The organism is Tabrizicola sp. (assembly GCF_041919135.1).
In the GTDB taxonomy this organism is placed as follows: Bacteria; Pseudomonadota; Alphaproteobacteria; order Rhodobacterales; family Rhodobacteraceae; genus Tabrizicola.
Genome location: NZ_JAYRUJ010000026.1, coordinates 20150 through 43801 on the forward strand (window position 1 = coordinate 20150; position 23652 = coordinate 43801).

At 68.4% G+C, this 23652-nt stretch carries 22 protein-coding genes and 1 riboswitch; of the genes, 8 read left to right on the forward strand and 14 right to left on the reverse strand.

Features of this window, described 5'->3' with window-relative positions:
- Nucleotides 1-1401, reverse strand: a 1401-nt coding sequence (gene cycA, locus ACE3UA_RS15860) for a D-serine/D-alanine/glycine transporter (RefSeq protein WP_374646835.1), incomplete at its 3' end; no start/stop codon positions are given.
- Nucleotides 1402-1743: 342 nt separating this feature from the next.
- On the opposite strand from cycA, the gene ACE3UA_RS15865 reads away from it, so the two are divergent.
- Nucleotides 1744-2631, forward strand: coding sequence for a LysR substrate-binding domain-containing protein (locus ACE3UA_RS15865; RefSeq protein ID WP_374646837.1), 888 nt, complete (start codon nucleotides 1744-1746; stop codon nucleotides 2629-2631).
- A 29-nt stretch (nucleotides 2632-2660) separates the two neighbouring features.
- Here the strand turns inward: ACE3UA_RS15865 and ACE3UA_RS15870 are convergent, their stop codons facing one another.
- A complete protein-coding gene (locus ACE3UA_RS15870; protein WP_374646839.1) occupies nucleotides 2661-3245 on the reverse strand; it encodes an FMN-dependent NADH-azoreductase in 585 nt (194 codons plus the stop codon).
- A 36-nt stretch (nucleotides 3246-3281) separates the two neighbouring features.
- On the opposite strand from ACE3UA_RS15870, the gene ACE3UA_RS15875 reads away from it, so the two are divergent.
- Nucleotides 3282-3542 carry a hypothetical protein gene (locus ACE3UA_RS15875; RefSeq protein ID WP_374646841.1) on the forward strand — a complete coding sequence of 87 codons (261 nt, stop codon included), beginning with the start codon at nucleotides 3282-3284 and terminating at the stop codon, nucleotides 3540-3542.
- Between the two features lie 13 nt (nucleotides 3543-3555).
- Nucleotides 3556-4602, forward strand: coding sequence for a GlxA family transcriptional regulator (locus tag ACE3UA_RS15880; protein ID WP_374646843.1), 1047 nt, complete (start codon nucleotides 3556-3558; stop codon nucleotides 4600-4602).
- Nucleotides 4603-4631: 29 nt separating this feature from the next.
- On the opposite strand, the gene ACE3UA_RS15885 is transcribed toward ACE3UA_RS15880, so the two are convergent.
- The 8 genes from ACE3UA_RS15885 to ACE3UA_RS15920 form a co-directional block, all read right to left on the reverse strand.
- The gene (locus ACE3UA_RS15885; RefSeq protein ID WP_374646845.1) at nucleotides 4632-5666 is read right to left on the reverse strand and encodes a glycine betaine/L-proline ABC transporter ATP-binding protein; all 1035 of its coding nucleotides are present in this window, start codon (nucleotides 5664-5666) and stop codon (nucleotides 4632-4634) included.
- On the reverse strand, nucleotides 5659-6546 hold the full coding sequence (locus ACE3UA_RS15890; protein WP_197642056.1) for a proline/glycine betaine ABC transporter permease: 888 nt from the start codon (nucleotides 6544-6546) through the stop codon (nucleotides 5659-5661). Before ACE3UA_RS15890 ends, ACE3UA_RS15885 begins: the two co-directional genes overlap by 8 nt.
- 90 nt (nucleotides 6547-6636) lie before the next feature.
- The gene (locus ACE3UA_RS15895; RefSeq protein ID WP_374646847.1) at nucleotides 6637-7641 is read right to left on the reverse strand and encodes an ABC transporter substrate-binding protein; all 1005 of its coding nucleotides are present in this window, start codon (nucleotides 7639-7641) and stop codon (nucleotides 6637-6639) included.
- Nucleotides 7642-7915: 274 nt separating this feature from the next.
- Entirely contained in the window at nucleotides 7916-9190 is a 1275-nt protein-coding gene (locus ACE3UA_RS15900; protein ID WP_374646849.1) for an NAD(P)/FAD-dependent oxidoreductase, read from the reverse strand.
- Nucleotides 9180-10679, reverse strand: coding sequence for an aldehyde dehydrogenase family protein (locus ACE3UA_RS15905; protein WP_374646851.1), 1500 nt, complete (start codon nucleotides 10677-10679; stop codon nucleotides 9180-9182). The genes ACE3UA_RS15900 and ACE3UA_RS15905 overlap by 11 nt, the downstream gene beginning before the upstream one ends.
- Nucleotides 10676-11728 (reverse strand): ACP S-malonyltransferase, encoded by a 1053-nt coding sequence (locus ACE3UA_RS15910; protein WP_374646853.1) that lies wholly within the window; start codon nucleotides 11726-11728, stop codon nucleotides 10676-10678. Before ACE3UA_RS15910 ends, ACE3UA_RS15905 begins: the two co-directional genes overlap by 4 nt.
- On the reverse strand, nucleotides 11725-13917 hold the full coding sequence (locus tag ACE3UA_RS15915) for a thiamine pyrophosphate-dependent enzyme (RefSeq protein ID WP_374646855.1): 2193 nt from the start codon (nucleotides 13915-13917) through the stop codon (nucleotides 11725-11727). The genes ACE3UA_RS15910 and ACE3UA_RS15915 overlap by 4 nt, the downstream gene beginning before the upstream one ends.
- Complete coding sequence (locus ACE3UA_RS15920) at nucleotides 13917-15104, reverse strand: pyridoxal phosphate-dependent aminotransferase (RefSeq protein WP_374646857.1); 1188 nt, start codon at nucleotides 15102-15104, stop codon at nucleotides 13917-13919. Before ACE3UA_RS15920 ends, ACE3UA_RS15915 begins: the two co-directional genes overlap by 1 nt.
- An 85-nt stretch (nucleotides 15105-15189) precedes the next feature.
- Between ACE3UA_RS15920 and ACE3UA_RS15925 the strand changes: the two genes are divergently transcribed.
- Nucleotides 15190-16074 (forward strand): LysR family transcriptional regulator, encoded by an 885-nt coding sequence (locus tag ACE3UA_RS15925; protein WP_374646859.1) that lies wholly within the window; start codon nucleotides 15190-15192, stop codon nucleotides 16072-16074.
- Between the two features lie 165 nt (nucleotides 16075-16239).
- On the opposite strand, the gene ACE3UA_RS15930 is transcribed toward ACE3UA_RS15925, so the two are convergent.
- Genes ACE3UA_RS15930 through ACE3UA_RS15940 form a run of 3 tightly spaced genes read right to left on the reverse strand, consistent with a single transcriptional unit; the run spans nucleotide 16240 to nucleotide 18147 of the window.
- A complete protein-coding gene (locus tag ACE3UA_RS15930) occupies nucleotides 16240-16629 on the reverse strand; it encodes a hypothetical protein (protein WP_374646861.1) in 390 nt (129 codons plus the stop codon).
- On the reverse strand, nucleotides 16629-17021 hold the full coding sequence (locus ACE3UA_RS15935) for a hypothetical protein (RefSeq protein ID WP_374646863.1): 393 nt from the start codon (nucleotides 17019-17021) through the stop codon (nucleotides 16629-16631). Before ACE3UA_RS15935 ends, ACE3UA_RS15930 begins: the two co-directional genes overlap by 1 nt.
- A 55-nt stretch (nucleotides 17022-17076) precedes the next feature.
- A complete protein-coding gene (locus ACE3UA_RS15940; RefSeq protein WP_374646865.1) occupies nucleotides 17077-18147 on the reverse strand; it encodes an alkane 1-monooxygenase in 1071 nt (356 codons plus the stop codon).
- A gap of 167 nt (nucleotides 18148-18314) precedes the next feature.
- Here ACE3UA_RS15940 and ftsY point away from each other — a divergent pair, with 167 nt between their 5' ends.
- The 3 genes from ftsY to ACE3UA_RS15955 all read left to right on the forward strand — a co-directional run bounded on the left by ftsY (nucleotide 18315) and on the right by ACE3UA_RS15955 (nucleotide 20927).
- The gene (ftsY, locus tag ACE3UA_RS15945) at nucleotides 18315-19325 is read left to right on the forward strand and encodes a signal recognition particle-docking protein FtsY (protein ID WP_374646867.1); all 1011 of its coding nucleotides are present in this window, start codon (nucleotides 18315-18317) and stop codon (nucleotides 19323-19325) included.
- 262 nt (nucleotides 19326-19587) lie between these two features.
- Nucleotides 19588-20196, forward strand: a complete 609-nt coding sequence (locus tag ACE3UA_RS15950) for an inner membrane-spanning protein YciB (RefSeq protein ID WP_374646869.1) — start codon at nucleotides 19588-19590, stop codon at nucleotides 20194-20196.
- Nucleotides 20197-20291: 95 nt separating this feature from the next.
- Nucleotides 20292-20927 carry a hypothetical protein gene (locus tag ACE3UA_RS15955; protein ID WP_374646871.1) on the forward strand — a complete coding sequence of 212 codons (636 nt, stop codon included), beginning with the start codon at nucleotides 20292-20294 and terminating at the stop codon, nucleotides 20925-20927.
- Nucleotides 20928-20930: 3 nt separating this feature from the next.
- Here ACE3UA_RS15955 and ACE3UA_RS15960 read toward each other — a convergent pair whose 3' ends face one another.
- Nucleotides 20931-22049, reverse strand: coding sequence for a tetratricopeptide repeat protein (locus tag ACE3UA_RS15960; RefSeq protein WP_374646873.1), 1119 nt, complete (start codon nucleotides 22047-22049; stop codon nucleotides 20931-20933).
- Nucleotides 22050-22153: 104 nt separating this feature from the next.
- A riboswitch (SAM riboswitch) is annotated at nucleotides 22154-22231 on the forward strand.
- Between the two features lie 50 nt (nucleotides 22232-22281).
- Between ACE3UA_RS15960 and metZ the strand changes: the two genes are divergently transcribed.
- A complete protein-coding gene (gene metZ, locus ACE3UA_RS15965; RefSeq protein ID WP_374646875.1) occupies nucleotides 22282-23463 on the forward strand; it encodes an O-succinylhomoserine sulfhydrylase in 1182 nt (393 codons plus the stop codon).
- The last annotated feature ends 189 nt before the right edge of the window (nucleotides 23464-23652 follow it).

The following is a 23652-nucleotide window of genomic DNA, read 5'->3' on the forward strand; positions in this document are numbered from 1 at the left end:
GCGCGGCTGGCGGCGCACGACCAGCCAGGCGAGGCCGAGGGCCAGGAACCACAACGGGGTCACGATCAGCGCCTGCAGCGTGTCGGGCTGCTGGGTCAGCGCCCAGAGGATGAAGCCGAAGAAGGCAAGCACGGCCCAGCACATCGGCACGCCGCCGGGCATCTTGAACCTGGACATCTCGTGCTGGTGCGGCCGCTTGCGGCGGTAGGCCATGTAGCTGAACAGGATCATCGTCCAGACGAACATGAACAGAAGCGCCGAGATCGTCGTTACCAGGGTGAAGGCGGCCAGGACCGTCTCGCCGGAGAACAGCAGGAACAGCGAGGCCAGCAGGAACATGCAGGAGAACAGAAGCGCGTTCACCGGCACATGGCGGCTGCTGAGATGGCCGAACATCGCCGGGGCGTCGCCTTCCTGCGCCAGGCCGAAGACCATGCGCGAGGTCGAGTAGATGCCCGAGTTGGCCGAGGAGGCCGCCGAGGTCAGCACGACGAAGTTCACCACCGAGGCCGCGATGCCAAGACCCGCCAGGGCGAACATCGAGACGAAGGGGCTTTGTGCCGGCGAGATCTCGCGCCAGGGGGTCACGGCCATGATCGCGGTCAGGGCGCCGACGTAGAACAACAGCACCCGGATCGGAATGGCGCGGATCGCGCGCGGCAGGGTCTTTTCCGGGTCGCGCGCCTCGGCGGCGGTGGTGCCGACAAGCTCGATGCCGACGAAGGCGAAGACCGCGATCTGGAAGCCGGCGACAAAGCCCATGAAGCCGGTCGGGAACATGCCGCCGTCATTCCACAGGTTGGAGAATTTCGCCTCGGCCCCGTTCGGCGCGACGAAGCCGCGCAGGACCATGACCGCGCCGACGATCACCAGGGCGGCGATGGCGAGGATCTTGATGATGGCGAACCAGAATTCCATCTCGCCGAAGGCCTTGACCGAGGGCATGTTCAGCAGGAGGAGAAGCACGATCGTCGCCAGCGCCGGGATCCAGAGCTGGAGATCGGGCCACCAGAACGAGATGTAGCCGGTGATCGCCACGATGTCGGCGATGCCGGTGACGATCCAGCAGAACCAGTAGGTCCAGCCGACGAAGAAGCCCGCCCAGGGACCGATCAGGTCGGCGGCGAAATCGGCGAAGGACTTGTAGTGCAGGTTGGAGAGCAGGATCTCGCCCATCGCCCGCATCACGAAATACAGGAAAAAGCCGATGATCATGTAGACGAAGATGACCGAAGGCCCGGCAAGCGAGATCGTCTTGCCCGAGCCCATGAACAGCCCCGTCCCGATCGCGCCGCCGATCGCGATGAGCTGGATGTGACGGTTGGTCAGGTTGCGCTCGAGATGGTCTTCCCTGGCGATATGCGGCGCGGCGGTGCCCTGCTGGCTGTGGGAAATGGTCATGCCTGGCCGCCATTCTCCAGGCCGGTGCGGATAACAGTTCTCATGGGCATTCTCCTCTCACGTTCCGATAGCCTCCCAGACGGGCGGAACAGGCAAAGCCTTCCTGCCGCCCGCGGGCGCAGGATTCCTGCTGGGGGTCGTCCTCCTCGACAGTCCGCGTCGGGCTACCGGGTGATCGGCTTGGCAGCGGGCCTGCCAGTCGGGGCAGGTCCAGGCCGGAAGGCCGCCTCACGTTCGATTTCGAAGCCAGGTTCGGACGGCCGCAGGTAAACAGCAGAAAGTTTCATTTGGAAAATTCATTCTGCTTATCATAGCATGAGGATCGCTTATGATGAGGGCGCCATGCAGAACATTCCGACCGACCTGTTGCGGACCTTCGTGAAGGTCATGGACTGCGGCAGCTTCACCCTGGCGGCCGCGCTGGTGGGACGCACGCAATCGGCGGTCAGCCTGCAGATCCGGCGGCTGGAGGAGATCGTGAATGTCCAGCTTTTCCAACGCTCTGCGCATAGGCTGAACCTGACCGAGGAAGGCCGGTCGCTGGCGAGTTACGCCCGCCGGATCCTGGCGCTGAACGACGAGGCGCTGATGAACCTGCGCCAGTCCGAGGTCGCCGGGCGTGTCCGGCTGGGGGCGCCGCACGAATACACCGCCTCGCTTCTGCCCGAGTTCCTGGGCAAGTTCGCGCAGACCCATCCGAACGTCATGCTCGAGGTGACGAGCGACCTGAGCAAGACCCTGCTGCGCGCGCAGCAGGAAGGCGAGTTCGACCTGGTCATCGCGCTGCATGAGGATTCGGCCCCCGACGGCGGCCGTCCGATCCATACCGAGCCCCTGGTCTGGGTCGGCGGCGAGGATCACGCCAGCCATCTTCAGAGCCCCTTGCCCCTGGTGCTGGCCCCGCCGCCCTGCATCTATCGCAGCCGGATGCTGCAGGGGCTGAACCAGGCCGAGCGCCCGTCGCGGATCGTCTATATCAGCTCAAGCTACAATGGCATTTCGGCGGCCGTGCGCGCCGGAATCGGGGTGACCCTGATGGCGGAAAGCACGATCCCCTCGGGGATCCGCACCCTGACCGAGCGGGACGGGCTGCCGCAGCTGGGCCAGCTGGAATTGCGCCTGCATCGCGCGGCCGGCAACCGCTCCGAGGCGCTGCTGCGGCTTGAGGACTACATCGCCGGCAGCTTCGCCAAATCCTATTCGCCGCCAAGCCTGGCGCGCGGCGACTAAAGGGCCGCCCGAAGGCGGCCCCGAAGGTCTCAGGCGGCGATCTTCCCGATCGCGCTATGGGCCTGGGCAACCACGTCGCCGCCGAACAGCACCGCGTCAGCCGCGATGAATTCCACCTCGGTGATGCCGAAGAAGCCCAGCATGTGGCGGACATAGCCCGAGGCGAAGTCGATCGCCGAGCCGATCTTGGTGCCGTCCGAGGCCATGGCGATGATCGCGCGCTTGCCGGTCAGAAGGCCGACGGGCCCGGTTTCGGTGTAGTTGAAGGTCTCGCCCTTGCGCGCCAGATGGTCGAACCAGCTTTTCAGGGTCGCGGGCACGCCGAAGTTGTAGACCGGCAGCGCGATGACCAGAACGTCGGCCGCGCGGACCTCGGCCAGAAGCTCGTCCGAGAAGGCGGCGATCCGGGCCTGCTCGGCGTTGCGGGCCTCGGCCGGGGTGAAGACGGCGCCGATCCAGTCGGCGGTGATCAGCGGCACGCCGCCGGAAAGATCGCGAAGCGTGACGGTCGCGTCACCAGAAGCGGTCAGGCGGGCGACGATGCGGTCGGTCAGATCGCGGGAGACCGAGTTTTCGCCCTTGATCGAGCTTTCGATGCGCAGAATTTTGGTCATGGCGGATATCCTGGAGTTCGGGGTTGCAGAGGCGAGATGCCCCTCGCGATGGCCGCACGCAAGATCGCGGCAAGCACCGATATTGTGCGAAAATGCAGGGATGCTTTTGTCGGGCCGCCCCTGCATTCCCGCTTCGCCTCGAACAATGGCGAGATCATCCGCGCGGCCATCCGCATCGCCCACCCGTCGCGCAAGGACGGCGGGCCTTCCTCGAATTCGCGCTGCGGAGGGAATACATCCGGACAGGTCGATCAATTCCGCGCCACCCGTCTTGCGTGGGTCCCCGGCTGCATTTAACGAAAGAGCCGCCATGACCAGCCCCGTTTCGCCCCAGGGCCGGCAGTTCGTCTCGCGTGGCATCGCCCATGTCACGCTGTCCACGCCGGTCGAGCCGATAACCGTATCCTTCGTGCTGATGCGGCAATTCACCATGCTTGCCTTCACCTCGGCCATCGAGCCCCTGCGGGTGGCGAACCAGCTGGCGGGGCAGGTGCTGTTCCGCTGGCATGTCTTTTCCGAGGACGGCAAGCCCATCGCCTGCTCGAACGGGGTGCCGCTTCTGCCCGATGGCCCGCTGCCGCCGCTGGCCGCGCCGGGCTATGTGCTGGTCTGTGGCGGGGTCGAGCCGGATGCCGCCTGTTCGCCGGCGCTGACCGACTGGCTGCGCGCCCAATGGCGGCACGGGCGGATCGTGGGCGGGCTTTGCACCGGGGCCTATGCGCTGGCGCGGGCGGGCATCCTGGACCGCCGCCGCTTTACCCTGCACTGGGAGAACATCCGCAGCTTCTCGGAACTGTTCCCGAAGCTGACCCCGGAATGGCAGGTGTTCTGCGTCGACGACCGCATCGTCACCTGCGCCGGGGGGGTGGCGGCGGCCGACCTGGTGCTGAAGCTGATCGACGACCATTGCGGGCCGGAACTCAGCCAGACCGTGATGAACATGTGCCTGCTGACGCGCCGCCGCGACGAGGGGGACGAGCAGACCACCTCGCTCACCTCGCGCCTGGGCAGCCGCAACCGGCATCTGCTGAAGGCGGTCAACTACATCGAGCAATGCATCGAGGACACCTTCCGCATCGACGATTGCGCCGAGCATGTCGGCGTCTCGCGGCGCCAGATCGAGCGGCTGTTCCAGAAGAACCTTGGCATGACCCCGCTGCAATACCTGAACGGGGTGCGATTGCAGCACGGGCGGGCGCTGCTGGCCGAGACCGACATGAGCGTGATCGACGTGGCGGTGGCCTGCGGCTACGGCTCCAGCGCGCATTTCTCGAAGAGCTTCCGCAAGAAATTCGGCATCTCGCCGCACAATTTCTCACACTTCCGCAAGAAGCGCCCGGTTCAGGCCGGGGGGTGAGGGCACCGCCCGCGCGGTGCCCCGGCGTCTTATTCCCCGCGCGAGGTGACGGCGCGCAGGATCGCCTCCATCGACAGCATGCCCACCGGGCGGCCCGAGGCCGGGTCCCGCACCGCAAGGCTGGTGGCGGCGTTCTCGACCATCAGGCGGCCAGCTTCCTCCAGCGTGGTGGTGCCGTCGACACCGATCGCGGGGGCCGCGCCCTCGGGCAGGGCGGTCATCGCGGCATCGGCCCGGATCACCCGGCCACGGTTCACCTCGCGCACGAAGCTTTCGATATAGGGATCGGCCGGGCGCAGGACGATGTCCTGACTGGTGCCCTGCTGGATGATCTCGCCATCGCGCAGGATCGCGATCGCGTCGCCCAGCCGCAGCGCCTCGTCCAGGTCGTGGGTGATGAAGACGATGGTCTTGCGGATTTCCTTCTGCAGATCCAGGAGGACGGTCTGCATGTCCACCCGGATCAGCGGGTCAAGGGCCGAGAAAGCCTCGTCCATCAGGAGGATCGGCGCGTCGTTGGTCAGGGCGCGGGCAAGGCCGACGCGCTGCTGCATCCCGCCGGAAAGCTGGTTGGGATATTTCGATTCGAAGCCTTTCAGCCCCACCCGCTCGATCCAACGCATCGCCGCCTCGACCCGCCTGGCGCGCGGGACGTTCTGGATCTCCAGCCCGTAGCAGACGTTCTCCAGCACGGTGCGGTTGGGCAGGAGGGCGAATTTCTGGAACACCATCGCGGTCTTGTGGCGGCGGAATTCGCGCAGGGCGTCGGGCGACATGGTCACCACATTCTCGTCGCCGACCAGAACCTCGCCCGCGGTGGGGTCGATCAGCCGGTTGATGTGCCGGATCAGCGTCGACTTGCCCGAGCCCGACAGCCCCATGATCACCTGGATCCGGCCCGCCGGCATCGAGATGTTGATGTTGTTCAGGCCAAGCACATGGTGGTGCTTGTCGTTCAACTCGGTCTTCGTCATCCCATCGCGGACCGCCGCCATCAGCACGGCGGCGTTCGGGCCGAAGATCTTGTAGAGGTTGCGGATATCGATCCCGATCGGCTCAGCCATGGATGACCTCGTTGTGCTTCTGGAGGCGTTTGCCAAAGGCCTGGCTTACCCGGTCGAAGATGATTGCAATGCCGACGATGGCGAAACCGTTGAACACACCAAGGGTGAAATACTGGTTCGAGATCGCGCGCAGCACCGGCTGGCCCAGCCCCTGCACCCCGATCATCGAGGCGATGACCACCATGGCCAGCGCCATCATGATCGTCTGGTTGATCCCCGCCATGATCGTCGGCAGGGCAAGCGGCAGCTGCACGTTCTTCAGCTTTTGCCAGTTCGACGAGCCGAAGGCGTCGGCGGCCTCCAGCATTTCGCGGTCCACCAGACGGATGCCGAGGTTGGTCAGCCGGATCACCGGCGGCATGGCATAGATCACCACGGCGATCAGCCCCGGCACCTTGCCGATGCCCAGCAGCATGACCACGGGGATCAGGTAGACGAAGCTGGGCATCGTCTGCATCACGTCGAGGATCGGGTTGATCACCGACTGCAGCCGGTTCCAGCGCGCCATGGCGATGCCGATCGGGATGCCGATCACGATCGAGATGAAGGTCGAGACGAAGATCATCGCGATGGTCTTCATCGTGTCTTCCCACATGCCGAAATAGCCGATCAGCAACATGGTGACCACCGTTGCCAGCACGACCTTGCGGCTGCGGCTGCCGGCCCAGGCGATGCCGACGATCAACGCGAAGATCACGATCCAGGGCGTGTTCACCAGGAACCGCTCGGCATGGACCATGAAGATGCGCAAGGGCTCGAACATGGATTCGAAGGCATCGCCATAACTGCGGGTGAAGCCGCGAAAGGCTTCGTCGATGACCTTCTTCAGGTCGCGCAGGCGGGTGTCATCCATCTGCGGAAATGTCGTCAACCAATCCATGGGAGGGGTCCGTGTCTCGTGCTATCTTCCCTGCCGGGAAGAACAAGGGGGCGATATGCGGACATATCGCCCCCGGCGTCAGTCAGGCGGTCAGAGCGCGGCCTTGACCTTCTCGGCCACTTCCGGCGAAACCCATTCCATCCAGAGGGCCTCGTTCTCCTTCAGGAAGTGCTTGGCGCCGTCTTCGCCGGTCGCCTGGTTGTCGGTCATCCAGGACATCACGCCGTTGACGGTCGCGTTGGTCCAGGACCGCTTGTTGAGGTAGTCCATCACCTCGGCCGGGGCGCTGTCGGCGAAGGACTTGGCGACGATGGTCTGCACCGTGTCCTTGGGCCAGTCGTTCTTCTTCGGCTCGGCGCATTCGGCGTTCGAGGTGCAGGACTTCCACTCTTCCATGTCCAGCGGCACGCCATGTTCCAGCTTGACCATCTCGTACTTGCCCAGAAGCGCGGTCGGGGCCCAGTAGTAGCCGACCCAGCCTTCCTGACGCTCGTAGGCGCGGGCGATCGAGCCGTCGAGGCCCGCGGCCGAGCCGGTGTCGACCAGGGTGAAGCCCGCGGCCTCGGCACCGAAGGCCTTGTAGAGCTGCGCCGTCACGACCGTGCCGCCCCAGCCCTGCGGGCCGTTGTGCACCGCGCCCTTGGTCGAATCCTCGGGATCGGGGAACAGTTCGGGATGCTTCAGTGCGTCGTCGATGGTCTTGATCTCGGGATTGGCGTCCACGATGTATTTCGGCACCCACCAGCCCTGGACCGCGCCATCCGACAGGATGTTCGCCGCGCCGACGATCTTGCCCTCGGCCAGGCCGGACTGCACCACTTCCGGGATCAGGTCGATCCAGCCTTCGGGGGCAAGCTGCGGCTCGCCCTTCTCGACCATCGAGGTGATGGTGGGAACGGTGTCGCCCTGGATGATCTCGGCGTTGCAGCCGAAGCCGTTGTTCAGGATGAACTGGTCCACGGCAGCGGCCAGTTCGGCGCTTTGCCAGTTCATGCTGGCGATCGACAGGTCGCCGCATTCCTGCGCCGAAGCCAGGCCGGCAAGCCCGACAAGGGCGGTGGTGGCAAGCGAAAGTTTCTTGAGCGTGGTATTCATCGAAGTCTCCCTGCGAGTGACCCGGCCCGTCGAAGGCCGATCATAGCTTGTTTGCTGCGTGGTCCGTGCCCAACGAGCAATGAACGAACCTTACGCCACGATGCGAGGAAAAGCGACCTTTCGAAGCACAGGACGACATGGCCGGGTGGGGTAGGGGGCAGGCCCTTGCCGGCGGGGGGCCGGCCGCCGCAGGGCCGGGGGGCTGCGCGGCGGAAGATGGGCAAACGGGCTGAAATCGGGTGCTCCCGCCCCCCGGAAGGGGACGGGTCGCGGGTCAGGCGCGGCGCTCGGCCGTGGCATGGGTGAGGCAGGATCCGGCCTCGTACCAGGCGGCAAGCAGGGCCGGGGCCATCTCGTCGTGCCGGGAAACCGGGGCCAGCGGCAGCGGGCTTTCCGACCCGGCAAGAAGGGCGCGTGCGGTCAGGGTCCCGAACAGGGTGCCGGGACCGATTCCGCGCCCGGAGTAGCCGAAACAGGCATAGGCGTCGGGACCGAGGGCCAGGATCTTCGGGACATGGTCGCTGGTCATCGCGATCCTTCCGGTCCAGCCGTAGGGCAGGGCGATTCCGCGCAGCTGCGGGTAAAGCGCGGCCAGCTTGCGCCGCGCCCAGGCGGCATGGACCCGCGCGCCGGGGCCGTCGCCGTTGCCGATGCCGCCGATGATCAGCCGCCCCGCCCGGTCCAGCCGGACCGAGGACATCACCATCGCCGTGTCCCAGCACCCCTCGCGCCCCGGCAGGATCCTTTCCAGCAGGGCAGGCGGCAGCGGATCGGTTGCATACTGGCAATAGTGGACCGGCACGAAGCGGGGCTGGAACAGGGGGCCGAAGCCAAGGTGATAGGCATTGGTCGCCACCAGAAGCCGCCTGGCCCGGACCAGATGGCCGCGACAGGAAACGGCCCAGTGGTCGCCGGCACGCGTGACCGCCTGCACCGGGCTTTGTCCATGCAGCCCGGCCCCCGCCTCCCCCGCCGCCCGGGCAAGGCCGCGGGCATAGGCAAGCGGCTGGATCGTGCCGGCGCGCGGGTCGAGAAGCGCGCCGTGGAAGGCGTCCGAGCCGGTGCGCCGCGCGGTCTCGGCCGCATCGAGGAGTTCCAGCGGCGCCCCGATGGCGCGGCCCTGGCGGTGGCGTTCGCCGAGATCGGCAAAACCCTTCGGCGAATGGGCAAGGTGCAGCGTGCCGTTGCGCGTGGCCTCGCAGTCGATGCCTTCCCGCGCGATCAGGTCGAAGACGCGGGCAGGGGCCTCGGAGAGGATCGCCAGCAGCTTGCCGCCCGCCGCCTCGCCCAGCTGCGCCTTGACCGTCTCGGGCGGCAGCCAGAGGCCGGCGTTCACCAGCCCGACATTGCGCCCCGATCCGCCATGCCCGATGGTCTCGGCCTCGAGCAGGCAGACGCTTGCGCCTTCGCGGGCGGCTTCCAGTGCGGCGGCGCAGCCGGTGAAGCCGCCGCCGATCACGGCAAGATCGACGGTGACGTCGGCGTCCAGCGGCGGGGCCGTGACGCATTCGGCGGCGCTGGCCCGCCAGAGGTTCGGATCAGAGATCAAAGCGCACCCCTTGCGCCAGCGGCAGCCTGGTCGAGTAGTTCACCGTCGAGGTCTGCCGCCGCATGTAGCCCTTCCAGGCGTCCGAGCCGCTTTCGCGCCCGCCGCCGGTCTCCTTCTCGCCGCCGAAGGCCCCGCCGATCTCGGCGCCCGAGGGGCCGATGTTGACGTTGGCGATGCCGCAATCGGACCCGGCGGCGGACAGGAAAGTCTCGGCCTCGCGCAGGTTCAGGGTGAAGATGCAGGAGGACAGGCCCTGCGGCACCTCGTTCTGCAAAGCGATGGCCTCGTCGAACTGGTCATAGGTCAGGACATAGAGGATCGGGGCGAAGGTCTCCTCGCGGACGGTTTCGGTCTGGGCGGGCATCTCGACCAGCGCGGGCGTGACATAGGCCCCGCCCTCCGGCACGCCCCTGGTCACTGCCTGCCCGCCATGCACCACGCCGCCCTCGGCCCTTGCGCGGTCAAGCTGCGCCAGCATCCGGTCGCGCGCGGCCATGTCGACCAGCGGGCCGATCAGCGTGCCTTCCGCGCGCGGGTCGCCGATCGGCAGGCTGGCATAGGCCTTGGTCAGCCGCGCCACGAGATCCTCGCGGATGGAGCGGTGGACGATCAGGCGGCGCAGCGAGGTGCAGCGTTGCCCGGCGGTGCCGACCGCGCCGAAGACGATGGCGCGCACCGCCATGTCGAGGTCGGCCGAGGGCGCCACGATCATCGCGTTGTTGCCGCCCAGTTCCAGGATCGGACGGCCCCAGCGGGCCGAGACCTTGGGGCCGACGATCCCGCCCATCCGGGTCGATCCGGTGGCCGAGAGGACCGGAACGTCGCGGCTTTCGACCAGCGCCGCCCCGACCTCGGGGCCGCCGACGACCAGCTGGCACAGCCCCTCGGGCGCGTCGCCGAAGCGGGCAAGGGCGCGCTCCATGATCCGCATCGTGGCCATGGCGGTCAGCGGGGTCTTCTCGGACGGTTTCCAGATCACCGGGTTGCCGCAGACCAGCGCCAGTGCCGCGTTCCAGGACCAGACGGCGACGGGGAAGTTGAAGGCGCTGATCACCCCCACCGGCCCCATCGGGTGCCAGGTTTCCGCCATCCGGTGCCCGGGACGCTCGGAGGCGATGGTCAGCCCGTAAAGCTGGCGCGAAAGGCCGACGGCGAAGTCGCAGATGTCGATCATCTCCTGCACCTCGCCCAGACCCTCGGAGGTGATCTTGCCGACCTCCAGCGTCACCAGCGCGCCGAGTTCCGTTTTGGAGGCGCGCAATTCCTCGCCCAGAAGGCGCACCAGCTCGCCCCGGCGCGGGGCGGGGACGCTGCGCCATTCGGCGAAGGCGGCCTTGGCGCGGGCGATCACGGCGGGCATATCGGCGGCGGCGGTCTGCGCGACGCGGGCAAGTTCCGCCCCGTCGATGGGCGAGCGCACGACAAGCGTGCCGCCGGTCAGGTCGGATTGCGTCAGGCCGGCGGCGGAAAGGATGGGGGAATGGGTCATCTGATGGCTCCTTGTTGGGTGACCTGGCCGCGCTGTTCGCTCATGCCCATCGCAACGAGGAGGGGCTGGTCGGCCTGGGTCTTCTGGAAATCGGATTTGCCGCCCATGCCGCGCCAGCGCGCCAGGATCAGCGATTGCGCCACCGCGCCGCCCAGCGTGGTGCCGGGGCCGGTGACGATGAAGAGGTCGGGGGCGAATTCCTGCGCGGCGGTGCGGATCGCGGCGGTGAAGTCGTAGGTCTCGGTCACCTGATGGCCGAGGGTGTAGTCGCGCAGGGCCGCGCGGTCGGTGGCGCCGGGCCACCAGACGGCGCCGCGGCCGTCGATCAGCGGCAGGCCGGGCTGGGCGAACAGTTCCACAGCCAGCGCGGCGCGCCCCTGCGCCGCCACGGGGGCCTGCAGGGCGGTATGGAAGGCGGCGTGGTTGCCCAGCCGCATCGGGAAACGGCCCTGGACGGGATCGACCGAGGATTCGAACGCCTTCAGCCCGGCCTCGTTCCCGGCCAGCACCAGAAGCCCGCCAAGGTCGATGGAGAGGGCGAGCGCATGGTCGCGGCGGGCGGCGATGTCGGCGACCAGCGCCAGAAGCGCCGCCTTGCGCACCGGGCGGGGGATCCAGTCCTCGTCCATCCAGGGATAGACGGTCTGGCCGCCGATCAGCGCGGATTGCATCAGGCTGCCCATGGTGTTGGCGATGGTGAACCCGGCTTCGGCCGTCACCGCCCCGGCGCAGGCCAGTGCGGAATACCAGCCCATCGAATTGCCGGTGACCGCCACAACCTCGATCCCCGCGCGGTCGAGCGAGAGAAAGTCCCCCAGGGTCGCGGCGAAGATCAGCCCGCTGGCATTGTCGCCGCGCGAGTGGCGGGCAAGCGAGAAGCGGTCGGCCCCGTCCAGCGCGGCCAGGCTTTCCTGCCCGGCGGCGGCGCGCACCGCATCGAAGCGGGACAGCAGGGCCGCGTCGGGGAAGTGGCGGCCGAGATAGCCGAGTTCGGTCGCGTTATAGGTGCCCCGGCCGGGGCAGATGACGACGGCGGTCCTGCGGGTCATGTCGCGCCTCCCGTCAGGGCGGTGGCGGCGGCGATGATCTGCTCTTTCGACGGCATGGTCGCGGCATAGGCCGGGCCGGTGGCGATGAAACTGTCCTCGGCCGTCAGCCGGGCCAACGGCACGCCGGGCGCGGATTCGTGGAAATGCGCCACCAGCCCCTCGGCGACGCCGCCGGTGTGGCGGGTCTCGTCCACGACCAGGATGTGCCTGCACCCCGCGACGGCGGCGGTCAGCGCCGCTTTCGGCAGGGGCGAGAGCCAGCGCGTGTCGATGATCCGCGTCCTGATCCCCGCCGCCTCCAGCGCGGGCCGCGCCTGCTGCGACAGGTAGCAGCCGTTGCCGAAGGTCACGATGGCCAGGTCGGTGCCCGCGCCGTCGATGCCGACCTCGCCCAGCCGGATGCTTTGCGAGGGATCGGGATAGCGCCGCATCCAGCCGCCGTCCTTGTCGGCGTGCAGGTCGCGCATCGGGTAAAGCGCGATGGGTTCGACGAAGACCACCACGCGGCTCTCCTCGCGCGCCAGCCGCACGCATTCGCGCAGCATCATCGCCGCATCGGCCCCGTTCGACGGCACCGCCAGGATCACGCCGGGAATGTCGCGCAGCACGGCCAGGGAGTTGTCGTTGTGGAAATGGCCGCCAAAGCCCTTCTGGTAGCCCAGCCCCGCGATGCGGATCACCATCGGGTTGGTGAACTGCCCGTTCGAGAAGAAGGGCAGGGTCGCCGCCTCGCCCCGGATCTGGTCCTCGGCATTGTGGACATAGGCGAGGAACTGGATCTCGGGCATCGGGACAAAGCCGTTCTGCGCCATGCCGATGGCAAGTCCCAGGATCGACTGTTCGTCCAGAAGCGTGTCGATCATCCGGTCCTGGCCGAAGCGCGCCGTCAGCTTCTGGGTCACGCCATAGACCCCGCCCTTGCGGCCGACATCCTCGCCCATCATCACGATCTCGGAGTGGGCCAGCATCAGGTCGGTCAGCGCCCAGTTGATCAGGCGCGACATGATCTGCGGCTCGTCCATCGCCTTGAGGTCGCTGCCGAAAGCCTGCTCGCGCGCCTGCGCGCCGGGGCCGTTCGTCGGCCGGCACTCGCGGCGCGGCGGGACGATCGAGGCCATGACCTCCGCCGCGGTCTTCAGGCGCGGGCGCGTCACCGCCTCGGCCGCGACGCGGGCCACGCGCGCGCCGGTCTCGGTATAGATCGCCAGCGCCCGGTCGGGCGACAGGGCCCCGGCCTGGTCCAGCAGGCGGACAGAATACAGCAGCGGATCGTTCGCCTCCTCGGCCTCCACCTCCTCGCGCGGGAGGTAGGTGGTCGGCATGTCGGCCCCGGCATGGCCATAAAGCCGGATGGTGCGGACATGCAGGAAGGCGGGTTTCCTGCGGCTGCGGACATACTCCGCCGCAGCAAGCGCGGTGGCGTAGGTGTCGTAAAGGTCCAGCCCGTCGCAGGCGAAATACTTCAGGCCGGGGCGGTTCTGGAAGGTCGCGGCGATCCAACCCTTCGGCGTCCGGGTGGAAATGCCGATGCCGTTGTCCTCGCAACAGAACAGCAGCGGCAGGGGCACCGACTGGTAGCTGGTCCATTGCGCCGTGTTGAAGGCGCCCTGCGCGGTGGAATGGTTGGCCGAGGCATCGCCGAAGCTGCAATAGGCGATGGCGTCGTCGGGCAGGATCGCATGTTCCGGCCGGTGCCGCCGCGCAGCCCCGATGGCATAGGCGGCGCCCACCGCCTTGGGCAGGTGGCTGGCGATGGTCGAGGTCTGCGGCGGGATCATCAGCGCCCGGCTGCCCAGCACCTTGTGCCGCCCGCCGGAAATCGGGTCTTCCACCGACGAGGCGAAGGACAAGAGCATGTCCCGCGTCATGGTCTGGCCCGGCACCTGTTCCGCCCGCGCGATCTGGAAGGCCGCGTCGCGATAGTGCAGGAAGGCGATGTCCGTGGGGCGCAGTGCCGCGGCGACGGCGGCCAGCCCTTCGTGCCCCGACGATCCGATGGTGTAGAACCCCTGTCCGGCCCGCTGCATCGCCCGGCTTTGCCGGTCCAGCGCGCGGCTGAGGCAGCCGGAGCGGTAGAGCGAGACGGCCAGCGTCGGCGACAGGGGGCCCGAGGGCACGCGACCCGGCGGCAGGTCGCGGGCGGCGACGCGGCGCAGGAAGTTCTCGTGGACGATCTCGCAGCGGTCCATCAGCGGGCCTCCACGGCGGATGCGATGCGCGACAGGCCCTTGGCAAGGTCGGCGTCGGAATAGGCGAAGGACAGGCGCAGGTGGCCGGAGAGGCCGAAGGCGCGGCCCGGAACCAGCGCGACCCCGTGGTCCAGCAGCAGCCAGCGGCAGAGGTCGGCATCCGTCGCATGGCCCGTGGCCGCCATCGCGCCGGTGATGCGCGGAAAGACGTAGAAGGCCCCGTCGGGCGAGGGGCAGTCGAACCCCGGCACCGCCCGCAGGGCCGCGACCACTCGGTCGCGCCTTGCGCGAAGCTCCTCGCGCCGGGTGGCAAGCCCGGCCTGATCCCCGGTCAGCGCCGCCAGCGCCGCCGCCTGGGCGATGGAACAGGCCCCCGAGGTGACCTGCCCCTGCACCGCCGCCATCGCCTTGACCAGGGCCACCGGCCCGATGCCCCAGCCGATGCGCCAGCCGGTCATCGACCAGGCCTTCGAGACGCCGTTCACCGTCAATGTCCGGTCCCGAAGCCCCGGCGCGGCATCGGTGAAGCGGGTGAAGGGCTGGAAGTTCAGCTCGGCATAGATCTCGTCGGTCAGGACCCAGACGCCGGGGTGGCGGTCCAGCACGTCGGCCAGCGCGCGCAATTCGGCGGCGGAATAGATCGCTCCGGTCGGGTTCGAGGGCGAGTTCAACATCAGCCAGCGCGTGCGCGGCGTGATCGCTTCCTCCAGCGCCGAAGGGGAAAGCCTGAACCCCGCCTCCATCCCGCAGGGCACCACCACCGGCCGGCCGCCCGCCATGCTGACGATATCGGCATAGCTGGTCCAGAACGGCGCGGGCATCACCACCTCGTCGCCCGGATCCAGCGTCGCCAGCATCGCATTGGCGATGACCTGCTTGGCGCCGGTCGAGACGATGACATCGGCGACCGCCGCCCCGGCCCCGGCGGCGATCGCGGCGCGCAGGGCGGGGGTGCCGATGGTCGCGGTATAGCGGGTCTGGCCGGCAAGCGCCGCCCGGTGCGCGGCCTCGATCACATGGGGCGGCGTGGGAAAGTCCGGCTCTCCGGTCGAGAGCGACACGACATCGCGCCCCTCGGCCTGCAGCGCGGCGGCCTGTTCCGAGATCTGGACGATTTCCGAAATCTCCAGCCTGCTGATCCGTTCTGCCCGATGGAAACTGGCCGCCTGCGTCATGTCTTCCCGCATCCCTTCAAGGTCCGTATGCCATTCTAGCTGGCCCTCGCCGCGAAAATGAGCGACTTGTGGTCCAGCATGCTGGAGAAAAACTCACATGATCGCCCCGCGCCGCTTCCTGCCCTCGATCAGTTCGCTTCTGGCGCTGGAGGCGGTGGACCGGCTGGGCAGCGCCACGGCCGCCGCCGACGAGCTGGCGCTGACCCATTCCGCCGTCAGCCGGCAGCTGAAGGCTTTGCAAGACCAGATCGGCGTGACGCTGCTGCGGCGCGAGGGCAAGGGGCTGGCGCTGACCCCGGCGGGGATCGACTATGCCGCCTCGGTCCGCGACTATCTGCAGGACCTGGCCCGGGCCAGCCTGAAGATCCGCGCGGCGGGCGAGCGATCCAGCCTGAACATCGCGGTCCTACCCGCCTTCGGGACGCATTGGCTCTTGCCCCGGCTGCGCGACTTTGCCGAGGAGAATCCGGACACGATCATCAACCTCGGCACCCGGCTCTCGCCCTTCGACTTCACGCGTGAGCCGTTCGACGCGGCGATCCATTTCGGCAGCGCCGACTGGCCCGGCGCGCATCATCTGGAGCTGGCGCGCGAAAGCGTGATCCCGGCCTGCGCGCCCGGTCTGATGCCGCTGGGGGCGCTGGCGCCGCAGATGCTGCAGTCCCTGCCGCTCTTGCATCTGGAAAGCCGCCCCGGCGCCTGGGAGGACTGGTTCGCCCGCCATGGCTGCCCGGCCGACCATCTGCGCGGGATGCTGTTCGACCAGTTCGCCCAGATGGCCGAGGCGGCGGCGCTGGGTTTCGGCGTGGCGCTTTTGCCGCGCTTCCTGGCCGAGGCCGAGTTCCGCGCCGGGCGGCTGCGTCCGGCGGTCGAGGGCTTCACCGAGGTGGACGGGGCCTATCACATCGTCTGGCCAAGGCTCTGGAACCCCAGCCGCCCCTTGCAGAAACTGTTGAAATGGCTGCAAGGCGGCGCGGCCTGAGCCGGCCGGCGCGTCCCGATCGCGGTCCGACGGCCAGACCGGGCGGCGCAGGCTGGCATGGGGCCGAGGTGCTGACTGCAGGCTTTCGCCGAAGGCGTGGCCCAGGCGGCGAAATCCTCGGGAGACATCGGGGTCCCCGGGAGCAGGGGCAGGACCTGCGGCATCTCATGCACCCACGTCGGGGCCGGGGCAGGGCAAGGAGGTCTGGTCGCGCCCGGTCTCGTGCAGTTCGGCCCCCGGCGCATCGGCGATCGAGAGCGCGACCAGCCGTCCGTCCCGCAGCCAGAAACTCCAGCACGAGGGGGCGGGGTCGTATTCGTAGACGAAGCAGATGTAGTCGCCCTCGGGATACCAGCTGCCATACTGGCACTGGTTCGGGGCCACGCTCCAGCGGACCTTGCGGCCGGGCAGGTATTCCTCGATCCCGAAGACCGTTCCATACTGCCGGTAGGTCAGGGTATGGCCGGTGACATGCGCCTCGAACCCCTCGGGCGTCAGCGGGGTTTCGGCCAGGGCCGGGGCGGCAAGGACCAGCGCCAGCAGGAGGACCCGCATCACACCCCCACGTCGGGGCCGGCGCAGGGCAGGGGGCCGCCATCGCGTGAGGACTCCAGGATCTCCCAGCCGCCACCTTCGCCCATGTAGCGGCCGCGGATCCTGCCGTCTTCCAGGAAATACAGCCAGCAGGCCGGCGTCGGGTCGGTCTCGTAGTCGAAACAGATCTCGTCGCCCTTCTGGTACCAGACGCCGTAGATGCACAGGTCGCCCTCGAAGGCCCAGCGGACGCGGCGGCCTTCCAGATATTCCTCGGTGCCGAACAGGCCGTCGCCATAGTCGTAGGTGATCGTGCTGTCGCGCGTGGCCGCGTCGAATTCGGGCCCGGTCAGCGGCGTCTCGGCCAGCGCGGGTGTGGCGATCAGGATCAGGGCGGCAAAGAGGCGCGGCATCGGAGGCTCCGTCAGGTTCGACGCCAGACTGCCAGACCCCGGCGGCGATGGCCAGTCAAGCGCCCGTGTCTTGCGCCGGACGGGCCGCCTGCCACCGCGCGAGATGGGGGCGAATCAGCCGCCGCCAGCGCCGGGGGGCCAGCGCCAGCGCACAGGCCACCGGCAGGGGCCAGGGCAGGCGCGGGGCCTCGTCCTCGGACGGCAGGCGCAACGCGGGAAAGGGGCGGAGGGGATGGGCATGGTGGTCGGAGTGGCGCGGGGCGTTCAGCATCATCGCCGAGGTGAACCAGTGCGCCGTGTTCCAGCTGTGCCGCAGGCCCACCGGCTCCAGCCGCCCGTCGGGCAGGCGGGCGCGGGTCAGCCCGTAATGCTGGACGTAATCGGACAGCAGGATCTGGGATTGCGCATGCAGGGCAAGGCCAAGCCAGACCAGAAGCCCCGGCAGGCCCGCGATCGCAAGGCCCAGCACCAGCGCGGCCAGGCTGCCCGCGACGTAAAGGAAATAGGGATGCAGGCCCAGACGGCTGCCGCGACGGCGCAGCTCGCTTTCGGCCCGCAGCCCCTGGACGAAGCTTCCCGCCCAGGCGCGCGGGGCAAAGCGGTAGAACCCCTCGCCCGCGCGGGCGCTGTTCGGGTCCTCGTCGCTGGCGACATGGCGGTGGTGGACCAGCCGGTGCGCGCTGGCGTGCTGGCCGAACAGAAGCGCCACATAGACCGCGGCGCCCAGCCGGAACAACTCGCGCCGCGGGCGATGGATCAGCTCATGCGCGGCGGGATGGGCGACCTGGCCCAGCCAGAATCCGCTGGCGAGGAACAGCAGAACCCGCTCCCAGGCGCCAAGCGGGCCGGGGCCGGCGATGGCCCAGGTCGCAAGCGGCAGCACACCCAGCGCGCCGACGCCAACCGTCACCAGAAGGATGTCGGCGGCGGGAAACTCGGCCCCTTCGGCCGCGCCCGAGGTGAGCGGCACCAGCTGGTCGAGGATGACCGTCAGCACCGCCATGTAAAGGAAGGCCGCCCAGAGCCAGACGCCGCCCAGCCCCGCGCCAAGAAGCAGGAGCGGCAGGGGCATGAGGGCGGCAAGCGCGAAGCCGGCCAGGGGCAGGGGTTTGGGCGACGGGGTCATTGCCGGAGCGGCCTTCAAGGGATCGGGCCGGATGGTTGGAGGTTTTGCCGTCCCATGCAACTGTCATAGTGTCGCTGGCGGGGCGGATCGCCGATGCGCCCGATGCCTTGGCCTTCCCATGCGCGGCCAAAGCGACTAGGTGGGAACAGGGATAGCAGGGGCCGCCGATGTCGTTCTTCAAGAAGCTCAAGGACCGGATGTTCCGGTCGTCCGACAAGATCGGCGAGGGTCTCGAGGCGCTGGTGACCGAGGGCGAGGCGCCCGCTTCCCCCGCTCCCCCGCCCGAGCCGGAGGCCGGAAAGCCCGGCATCCTCGGCCGTCTCCTCGGCCGCGCCGACGAGCCCCGCCGGGTGCTGGACGATGCGATGCTGGAAAGCCTGGAGGAACTGCTGATCCAGGCCGACATGGGCGTGGACACCGCCGTCAGGGTGACCGCGAACATCGCCGAGGGCCGCTTTGGCCGCCGCGTCTCGACCGGGGAACTGCGCGAGGCGCTTGCGGCCGAGGTGGCGCGGATCATGGGACCCGTGGCGCGGCCGATGCCGCTTTACCCGACGAAGCCGCAGGTCGTGCTGGTGGTGGGGGTGAACGGCTCGGGCAAGACCACCACGATCGGCAAGCTGGCCAGCCAGTTCAAGGCGGCGGGCAAGCAGGTGGTGATCGCGGCCGGCGACACCTTCCGCGCGGCCGCCGTGGACCAGCTGAAGATCTGGGGCGAGCGCGCCGGGGTGCCCGTCCTGACCGCGCCGGAAGGGTCGGACCCGGCCAGCCTTGCCTTCGAGGCGCTGACGCAGGCCCGGGCGGATGGCGCGGACCTCTTGATGATCGACACCGCCGGGCGGTTGCAGAACCGGGCCGACCTGATGGAGGAACTGGCCAAGATCGTCCGGGTGATCCGCAAGGTGGATCCCACCGCGCCGCACAACACGCTGCTGGTGCTGGATGCGACCACCGGCCAGAACGCGGTGACCCAGGTCGAGATCTTCCGCAAGATCGCCGATGTCTCGGGGCTGGTGATGACCAAGCTGGACGGCACCGCCAAGGGCGGCGTGCTGGTGGCGCTGGCCGACAGGTTCGGCCTGCCGATCCATGCCATCGGCGTGGGCGAGCAGATCGACGACCTTGCCCCCTTCGACCCCGAGGATTTCGCCCGCGCGCTGGTCGGGACGGCGGGATGATCCGCCTGGGCCCGGCGCGCGGCAGCTCCCGGCCGGATCGACGCCGCGCTGCCGGGGTCTCCGGCCCTCGCCCGGCGCCGCTGGCGAAAGCTTGAAGCCGCCAGGCTTGTGCCGCTGCCGCAACGGGGTGTATTGGGCGCGGCCCTCTCCTTCGGCCGGCGCGAGGTCTCGATCGGCTGTGCCGCCTTGATCCGCTGGCGGATTCCGGGCGAGAAGGTGAGGGAGGGGTCGCGGCCGGGCCGCGGGGATGAAGGGGCTGAGGATGGCTGGACGGAAGATCAACCCGGTGCTGAAGCAGGTCCTGGAACTGGGCCCGACACTGGTATTCTTCGCGATCTACATGTGGATCAAGGATGAGTCGTATGCCATCGCGGGCACCGAATATTCGGGCTTCATTGTGGCGGCGGTGGTGCTGGTGCCGCTGCTTCTCGCCTCGATCGCGGCGCTGTGGTGGCTGACCGGGACGCTGTCGCGGATGCAGATCTTCGTCGCCTTCATGGTCGTCTTCTTCGGCGGGCTGACCGCCTGGTTCAATGACGAGAGCTTCTTCAAGATGAAGACGACGATCGTCTATGGCACTTTCGCGCTGATCCTGGGCGCGGGGCTCTTGCGCGGGACCAGCCTGCTGCAATGGGTGATGGCCGAGGCTTTGCCCATGAAACCAGAGGGTTGGATGATCCTTACCCGCCGCCTGGCGCTGATGTTCGCGGCCCTCGCCATCGCGAACGAGGCGATCTGGCGCACCCAGTCGACCGAGCTTTGGGTCAAGCTCGAGACCTTCGGCATGCCGGTGGCGCTGTTTTTGTTCCTGATGGTGAACTTCTCCATGCTGCAATCGCACATGGACGAGCCGCCCGAGGACAAGCCCTGAGCGGTTGGATCTCAATGCCGCACGGCGGTCCGGTTCCTGCCCTAGACCTGCCTTGATGCACCGCTAGACAGGGGGCGAACTTCAGGGGGTTCGCCATGCACCGTCATCCGTTCGACCTCGTCCGCCTGTTCCTGAGCCTGTTTCAGGATCTGCCGCCGGTGTCGCGGGCGCTGTTCCTTCCCGGCGCGGTGCTGCTTCTGGGATATCCGGCCCTTTCGGTGGTGCTGGGCCCCGAGCATGACGGGCAGGCCTTCGTCACCGCCTTCATCGCGGCGCTGGCGGTGCGGGTCGGCCTGGGGTTCGAGGGCATGGTCCGCCGGATGCTGACGCGCTATTCCCCGACGCGGACGGTGCTATTCGCGCTGGCCTTCGCCGGGCTGCCGATCCTGGTCCTTGCGGCGGTGGACGATCCGGTCTGGTGCCAGCGGATGCAGAGCGTCTTCTATGTGGCGATCGGGACGCTTTTCCTGGTGGATGTCGTGCAGGGCAAGATCGCGACCGCCGCCAGCTTCTGGCCGGATGCCGAGATGCGCGGCCACCTGCCGAACCTGACCCGCATGATGGTGGTCTACAACTTCGCCTTCCTGCTTCTGAACGAGACGATGATCCGCGCCGTCGAAGTCTCGCACTGGCTTCTGTTCTGGGCGGTGCTGCCGGTGATCGGCCAGATGGTCCTGCGCGCCATGGTGCTGACCGTGATCAACCTGGACGATGACGCCCGCCCGGTCTGAATCTCAGCCGGTCACCCGGCAGGCCGACTTCTTCACGTCAAGGCAGCGGCGCAGCGCCGTCAGCACCCCCGAGGGCGAGTTCGACAGCGGCAGGAAGCCCAGCCCCGACAGGCTGCGGGCATAGGCCCGCGACAGGCTCGGGTCCAGGTCGAGCGCGGCGGAGTAATTCGTCCAGGCATCCTCCAGCCGTCCGAGCGCCACGTCGATCTGCGCCAGCGTGTCGTGATAGGGCGCCTCCATCGGCCGGCCTTCGGCATTCTGGCGCAGGGCCCGGGTGGTCTGGTCGGCCTCCTCCAGCCTGCCCTCGTCCAGCAGCGCGCGGCCCTTCACGTTCAGCGCCGCCAGGCTGTTCGGATAGCGCGCCAGAAGCGCATCCGCCTCGGCCGTGACGGTGGCTGCGGGGGCATATTGCGCCAGGGCCAGAAGCCGCCGCGCCAGGATGTCCTCCTCGATTTCGGGCAGGGGATCGGAGACCACGCCGGGGCGCAGCGCCTCGTCGGCCACGGCGACCAGTTCCTCATGCCGGCCGAGGGCGGCCAGCGCGGCCAGCTTGTTGCGCCAGGCGTTCTGGTAGCCGGGGTAAAGCGCGATCGCCCGGTCGAAATATTCCAGCGCCTCCTCGGCCCGGCCAAGGTCGATCAGGCAGCGGCCCTTGATCTCGTTGGCATAGGCGAAATCGGCGTCGATCCGCAGCGCCTCGTCGGCATCCGCATTGCACCGCTCGCCGCTGCGAAACTGCCACCAGACCTCGGCCCGGTTGGCCCAGGCGTCCGCGCTGTCCTCGACGGCCAGGGCGGCGGAGTAATGCGCCAGCGCATCGGCCGGATCGCCCCGGTCATAGGCCAGGTTGCCCAGTTCGATCCAGATCCAGCCATTCTCGGGCATGAAGCCGAGCGCATCCTTCAGCACCGCCTCGGCCTCGTCGAAGCGGGTCAGGAGGCGCAGCGCCTCGCCCTTGAAGGCCAGTGCTATCGCGGCCGCCTCGGCATCCGTGGCCATGGCGAAGGCCTGGTCGCAAGCCGCGATCCGTGCCTCGTGATCCTGGCTGCGGTCCTCGCAGCCTTGCGCAAGGGCGGGCAGGGCGGGGATTAGCGTGGCAAGGACGAAAAGCAAGGAACGCATGGAAACCTGCGGCTGGGGCAGGGGAAGCGTCCTTCACCCGCCGGGGAAAATCAAGGGCCGCAAGACCCGGGCGACGGGTTGACCCACCGCTCCGGCAGGCGTATTCAGGCCCCCGTGGCGCTTTGTTACCGGATTGCGGGCCACGTTAAACAAGCCGCTAAAGAGGTGAAGGGGATCGCCCCGGCACCTTTGGGTTTGCCGGGGCTTTTTCTTGGCCGGGGGGCCTTGCGCGATGACGAAGGACTGGAAGACCCGCACGCAACTGGTGCACGAGGGCACGCGCCGCAGCCAGTACGGCGAGATGGCCGAGGCGATCTTCCTGACCCAGGGCTTCGTCTATCCCACCGCCGAGGCCGCCGAGGCGCGTTTCGTCAAGGCCGGCGAGGACGAGTTCATCTATGCCCGCTACGGCAACCCCACGACCCGCATGTTCGAGGAGCGCATCGCGGCGCTCGAGGGGACCGAGGATGCCTTCGCCACCGCCAGCGGCATGGCGGCGGTCTCGGGCGCGCTGACCTCCTGCCTCCGGGCGGGGGATCATGTCGTCGCGGCGCGGGCGCTGTTCGGCTCCTGCCTCTATATCCTTGAGGAGGTGCTGGGCCGCTTCGGCGTGCGGGTGACCTTCGTGGACGGCGCGGACCTGGACCAGTGGCGCCGCGCCGTCACGCCGGGGACCAGGGCGGTGTTCTTCGAATCGATGTCGAACCCGACGCTGGAGCTGGTGGACATCCGCGCCGTCAGCGAGATCGCCCATGCCGCTGGCGCCATCGTGATCTGCGACAATGTCTTTGCCACCCCGATCTTCTCCCGCGCGGTCGAGCAGGGCGCGGACGTGATCGTCTATTCCACCACCAAGCATGTCGATGGCCAGGGCCGGGCGCTTGGCGGCGTGGTCTGCGGCACGCGCGACTTCGTCCGCAAGGTGCTGGAACCCTACATGAAGCACACCGGCGGCAGCATGAGCCCCTTCACCGCCTGGATGCATCTGAACGGCATGGCGACGCTGGACCTGCGCTGCCGGGCGATGGCCGATGCCGCGCTGCGGGTGGCCGCGGCGCTGGAGGCGCATCCCAAGGTGACGAAGGTGGTCTATCCGGGCCTGCCCAGCCATCCGCAGCACGCTTTGGCCATGGCGCAGATGGGGTCGGGCGGCACTCTCGTCACCTTCGAGGTCGCGGGCGGCAAGGAGGCGGCCTTCCGCTTCATGGATGCGCTGGAGATCGTGAAGATCTCGAACAACCTTGGCGACGCCCGCACCATCGCCACCCATCCGGCGACGACGACGCACCAGCGCCTGCCGCAAGAGCAGAAGGACGCGCTGGGGATCACGCCAGGCCTGATCCGCCTGTCGCTGGGGCTGGAGGACGCGGGCGACCTGGTCGCCGATCTCACCCGGGCGCTTTCGGCGGCGTGAGCGTCGCAAAGAGCGCTTGTGTCCCGCGATAAAATGCCTATCTGATGGACATCTGCCCCGGACCAGGGTGATCCGGCGGCGGGGCTCCTGCGTGAATCAATCCGGAAATTGACGGCGGGCCAGGTCCCGCCTGAACCGAAAGGACCACCCGATGAACATCCATACCCCCGAATTCGACCGCAAACCCTC

Excerpts from the sequence above, each read along its gene's own strand:
- ACE3UA_RS15865 (WP_374646837.1), top strand. The coding sequence starts at position 1,744 with ATGCAGAACATTCCGACCGACCTGTTGCGGACCTTCGTGAAGGTCATG.
- ACE3UA_RS15870 (WP_374646839.1), bottom strand. The coding sequence starts at position 3,245 with ATGACCAAAATTCTGCGCATCGAAAGCTCGATCAAGGGCGAAAACTCG.
- ACE3UA_RS15875 (WP_374646841.1), top strand. The coding sequence starts at position 3,282 with ATGCCCCTCGCGATGGCCGCACGCAAGATCGCGGCAAGCACCGATATT.
- ACE3UA_RS15880 (WP_374646843.1), top strand. The coding sequence starts at position 3,556 with ATGACCAGCCCCGTTTCGCCCCAGGGCCGGCAGTTCGTCTCGCGTGGC.
- ACE3UA_RS15885 (WP_374646845.1), bottom strand. The coding sequence starts at position 5,666 with ATGGCTGAGCCGATCGGGATCGATATCCGCAACCTCTACAAGATCTTC.
- ACE3UA_RS15890 (WP_197642056.1), bottom strand. The coding sequence starts at position 6,546 with ATGGATTGGTTGACGACATTTCCGCAGATGGATGACACCCGCCTGCGC.
- ACE3UA_RS15895 (WP_374646847.1), bottom strand. The coding sequence starts at position 7,641 with ATGAATACCACGCTCAAGAAACTTTCGCTTGCCACCACCGCCCTTGTC.
- ACE3UA_RS15905 (WP_374646851.1), bottom strand. The coding sequence starts at position 10,679 with ATGACCCATTCCCCCATCCTTTCCGCCGCCGGCCTGACGCAATCCGAC.
- ACE3UA_RS15910 (WP_374646853.1), bottom strand. The coding sequence starts at position 11,728 with ATGACCCGCAGGACCGCCGTCGTCATCTGCCCCGGCCGGGGCACCTAT.
- ACE3UA_RS15915 (WP_374646855.1), bottom strand. The coding sequence starts at position 13,917 with ATGGACCGCTGCGAGATCGTCCACGAGAACTTCCTGCGCCGCGTCGCC.
- ACE3UA_RS15920 (WP_374646857.1), bottom strand. The coding sequence starts at position 15,104 with ATGCGGGAAGACATGACGCAGGCGGCCAGTTTCCATCGGGCAGAACGG.
- ACE3UA_RS15925 (WP_374646859.1), top strand. The coding sequence starts at position 15,190 with ATGATCGCCCCGCGCCGCTTCCTGCCCTCGATCAGTTCGCTTCTGGCG.
- ACE3UA_RS15930 (WP_374646861.1), bottom strand. The coding sequence starts at position 16,629 with ATGCGGGTCCTCCTGCTGGCGCTGGTCCTTGCCGCCCCGGCCCTGGCC.
- ACE3UA_RS15935 (WP_374646863.1), bottom strand. The coding sequence starts at position 17,021 with ATGCCGCGCCTCTTTGCCGCCCTGATCCTGATCGCCACACCCGCGCTG.
- ACE3UA_RS15940 (WP_374646865.1), bottom strand. The coding sequence starts at position 18,147 with ATGACCCCGTCGCCCAAACCCCTGCCCCTGGCCGGCTTCGCGCTTGCC.
- ftsY (WP_374646867.1), top strand. The coding sequence starts at position 18,315 with ATGTCGTTCTTCAAGAAGCTCAAGGACCGGATGTTCCGGTCGTCCGAC.
- ACE3UA_RS15950 (WP_374646869.1), top strand. The coding sequence starts at position 19,588 with ATGGCTGGACGGAAGATCAACCCGGTGCTGAAGCAGGTCCTGGAACTG.
- ACE3UA_RS15955 (WP_374646871.1), top strand. The coding sequence starts at position 20,292 with ATGCACCGTCATCCGTTCGACCTCGTCCGCCTGTTCCTGAGCCTGTTT.
- ACE3UA_RS15960 (WP_374646873.1), bottom strand. The coding sequence starts at position 22,049 with ATGCGTTCCTTGCTTTTCGTCCTTGCCACGCTAATCCCCGCCCTGCCC.
- metZ (WP_374646875.1), top strand. The coding sequence starts at position 22,282 with ATGACGAAGGACTGGAAGACCCGCACGCAACTGGTGCACGAGGGCACG.